Origin of the sequence: Streptomyces sp. NPDC000134, from assembly GCF_042899225.1 — a bacterium.
GTDB lineage: Bacteria > Actinomycetota > Actinomycetes > Streptomycetales > Streptomycetaceae > Streptomyces.
The window spans coordinates 1-4,290 of record NZ_JBIAZN010000051.1 but is presented as its reverse complement, the minus strand read 5'-3'; the positions used below and the strand labels follow the sequence as shown (position 1 = coordinate 4,290).

Sequence of the window (4,290 nt, the reverse complement as noted above, 5' to 3'; positions counted from 1 at the left end):
CTCCGGCGAACCCACCCCACCCGGATACCGGCAACCCATCCCCACGATCGCGATCGGCTCATCCGACACCACCGCCGCCCGCACCCGCTCCCGCGTCTCGACCACGCCCAGCAGTTCGCCGCTCAGCCCGGCGGCCAGCGCGGTCGGTGTCGGGTAGTCGAAGACGAGGGTGGCCGGCAGGCGCAGGCCGGTGGCCTTGCCCAGCAGGTTGCGCAGCTCCACCGCCATCAGCGAGTCGAAGCCGAGTTCGGTGAACGCCTCCTCCGGGTCGATCGCGGCCGCCCCGGCGTGGCCGAGCACCGCGGCGGCCTGGGTGCGGACCAGGTCCAGCAGGACGCGGTCCCGCTCGTCCTCGGCCAACGGCGCTAGCCGGTCACGGAGTGCCTCGGCGGGGTCGGTCCCGGTCTCCGCCGACCTGCGGGTCGTCGTCCGCACCAGGCCGCTGAACACCGGCGGCACCACGGCCGCGCCGCGCAGGGACCGGAGGTCGAGCCGCATCGGTACGACGACGGGGTCCGGTCCTCCGACGGCGGCGTCGAACAGGTCGAGCCCCTCCTCGGCGGACAGACCCGTGGCACCGGTCCCGGCCATCCGGGCACCCATGCCGTCCTCACCGGACCACAGGCCCCATGCGAGGGAGGTCGCGGGCAGCCCGGCCGCCCGGCGGTGCTGGGCCAGCGCGTCCAGGAACGCGTTGGCCGCCGCGTAATTGCCCTGCCCAGGATTGCCCAGCGTGCCCGCCGCCGAGGAGAACAGCACGAACGCCGACAGGTCCAGGTCACGGGTCAGCTCGTGCAGGTTCCACGCCGCGTCCACCTTCGGCCGGAACACCGTATCGATCCGCTCCGGCGTCAGCGAACCGATCGTCCCGTCGTCCAGCACACCCGCCACATGGACGACGGCGGTGACGGGGTGCTCGGCCAGCAACGCCGCCACCGCATCCCGGTCACCCACATCACAGGCGACGACCGCGACCTCGGCGCCCAGACCGGTCAACTCCTCGTCCAGCGCGCCCACCTGGCCACGACGACTCGCCAGCACCAATCGCCGTACCCCGTGCCGCACCACCAAGTGGCTCGCCACCAGCCCGCCGAGCATCCCGCTCGCGCCCGTCACCAGCACCGCACCGTCCGCACCGAACACCGGCTCCGTGCCGGCCTCCGGCCGCACCCGGGCCAGCCGGGCCACGAAGGTCCGCCCGTCCCGTACGGCGAGCTGCGGTTCCCCGGTCGCGAGCGCCGGGGTCCAGCCGTCTTCGTCGTCGATGTCCACCAGGACGAAGCGGTCCGGGTTCTCCGACTGCGCGGTCCGCATGAGGCCCCATATCGCGGCCGCCGCCAAGTCCGGCACGTCCTGCCCGGCGTCGACCGCCACCGCGCCACGGGTCACCAGCACCAGCCGCGAGGCGGCGCAGCGCTCGTCGGCCAGCCAGCCCCGGACCAGTTCCAGAACCGCTTGCACCCGTTGGCGTACCTCGGTCCCGTCCTCGGGTCCGGCGCAGCGCACGACGGCGTTGTCCGGCAGGGTCTCCCCCGCGTCCAGCGCCGTCCGTACCGCGCTCCAGTCCGCGAACTCGGCCACCGAAGCGTTGCTCCCGGCCGCCGCCGGGGCGGGCACCCAGTCCAGTCGGTACAGCGACTCGATCCGGCGTGCCGCTCCCAGTGCGTCCGGTGACACCGCGCGCACCACCAGCGCGTCCACGGTGGCGACCGGAGCGCCGGAGCCGTCGGCCACCGTCAGCGCCACCGCGTCCGTCCCCGCGGGCGACAGTCGTACCCGCAGGGTGTTCGCGCCCGAAGCGTGCAGGCGTACACCCGACCAGGAGAACGGCAGGCCGAGGCCACCGGTGTCATCGTCCTTGCCGCCGGCCAGACCGGTGGCGTGCAGTGCCGCGTCCAGCAGCGCCGGGTGCAGGCCGAAGCCGCCCGCGTCCACGCCTTCGGGCAGCGCGACCTCGGCGAACACCTCGTCGCCCTTGCGCCAGGCCGAGCGCAACCCCTGGAACACCGGCCCGTAGGCGAAACCGCCGTCGGCCAACCGGTCGTAGAAGCCGTCCAGGTCGACGGTCCTGGCGCCGGCCGGTGGCCACTCGGTCAGTGACGTCCCGCCGTGGTCCTCTTCGGCGCGCAGCACACCTGTGGCGTGCCGGGTCCACGACCGGCCGTCGTCGGTGTCGTCCGAGCTGGAGTAGAGGGTCAGTTCGCGCCTGCCCGTCTCGTCCTCGGCACCGACCCACACCTGTAGGCGCACCGTGTCGTCCTCGGACAGGACGAGCGGCGCCTCCAGCGTCAGCTCCTCCACCGAGGCACAGCCGACCTGGTCTCCCGCCCGCACCGCCAGCTCCAGGAACGCCGTGCCGGGCAGCAGTGTCGAACCGAGCACGGCGTGATCGGCCAGCCACGGGTGGGTCCGGACCGACAGCCGGCCGGTGAGCAGCGCCCCGTCCCTGCCGCCGAGGGCGGTGGCCGCTCCCAGCAACGGGTGTTCGGCGGGGCCGAGCCCGGCCGCCGTGACGTCACCGACCTCGGTCGGCGCGTCCAGCCAGTAGCGCTGGTGCTGGAAGGCGTACGTCGGCAGGTCCACCCGCCGGGCGCCACTGCCCGCGAAGAACGCCTCCCAGTCCACCGCCACGCCCCGCGCGCACACCCGTGCCACGGCCGAGACCGACGCGGAGTCCTCCGGCCGGTCCCCGCGCAGCACCGGTACGAAGGCCGCCTCGGGGGCGGACTCCTGGCCCAGGGCGGACAGCGTGCCGCCCGGACCGACCTCGACGAACGTGCTCACACCGTCGGCCGTGAGCGTGCGGACGGCGTCGGCGAAACGGACCGCCTCCCGTACGTGCCGCACCCAGTACTCCGGGGAGGTCAACTCCTCGGCCGTGGCCCGGACGCCCGTGAGCGTCGACACGATCGGCACCGAAGGCGCCTCGTAGGACACGTCCTCCAGCACCGCGCGGAAGTCGTCCAGCATCGGGTCCATCAGGGGCGAGTGGAACGCGTGGCTGACCTTGAGGCGCGACACCTTCCGGCCCGCCTCACGCCAGCGCTCCGCGACCGCGTCGACGTCGGCGGCGACACCGGAGACGACCACCGAGGTGGGGCCGTTCACCGCCGCGAAGCCCACCGTCTCCGACAGGTCCGCGACGATCTCGGCTTCGGACGCCTGGATCGCGGCCATCGCGCCACCGGTCGGCAGTGCTTGCATGAGCGCACCCCGCGCCGACACCACTCTGGCGGCGTCCGCCAGCGACCACACGCCCGCCACGTGCGCGGCGGCCAGCTCGCCGATCGAGTGCCCGGCCAGTACGTCGGGACGGATACCCCACGACTCAAGGAGACGGAACAGCGCCACCTCGACCGCGAACAGCGCCGGCTGCGTCACCCCGGTCTCGTTCAGCGCGTCGGCGTCCTCGCCGAACAGCGTCTCGCGCACCTTCGGATCGAACGCGGCCAGCGCCTCGTCCAGAGCCCCGGCGAACACCGGGAAACGAGCCGCCAGTTCGCGGCCCATGCCCAGCCGCTGCGAGCCCTGACCCGAGAACAGGAAGCCCACGCCACCCGTGGCGACGGTGTCCGCGACCAGGCCGGCGGACGTGCGCCCCTCGGCCAGCGCGGTCAGCCCGTCCAACAGACCCGTGAGGTCCTCGCCCACGACCACCGCCCGGTGGGCGAACGCCGACCGGGTCGTCGCCAGCGAATAGCCGACGTCCAGCACGCCGATGTCCGGCCCGCCCGCGACGTGCTCGCGCAGCCGGAGTGCCTGGTCCCGCAGTGCCTCCGCGTTCCGCGCGGACAGCACCCACGGCACCACGCCGTCCACCGGGGCCGGCCGGTACTCCTCGGCCGGGGCCTGCTCGATGACGATGTGCGCGTTGGTGCCGCTGACGCCGAACGACGACACACCGGCCCGTCGCGGCCGGTCCGCGGCCGGCCACTCCCGGCGGTCGGTGAGCAGTTCGACCGCGCCCGCCGACCAGTCGACATGTGACGACGGACTGTCCACGTGCAGGGTCGGCGGCAGCACACCGTGCCGCATCGCCATGACCATCTTGATGACACCGGCCACACCGGCCGCCGCCTGCGTATGCCCGATGTTCGACTTCACCGAACCCAGCAGCAGGGGCTCGCCGGTTCGGTCCTGCCCATAGGTGGCCAGCAGCGCCTGCGCTTCGATCGGGTCGCCGAGTGTCGTCCCCGTGCCGTGTGCTTCGACCGCGTCCACCTCGGACGGGGCCAGCCCCGCGCTGGCGAGCGCCTGGCGGATGACCCGCTGCTGCGACGGACCGTTCGG

At 73.8% G+C, this 4,290-nt stretch carries 1 protein-coding gene; it reads right to left on the bottom strand.

The features are described from left to right. Positions 1 to 4,290, bottom strand: a 4,290-nt coding sequence (locus ACFY32_RS34015) for an SDR family NAD(P)-dependent oxidoreductase (protein ID WP_390676365.1), incomplete at both ends; no start/stop codon positions are given.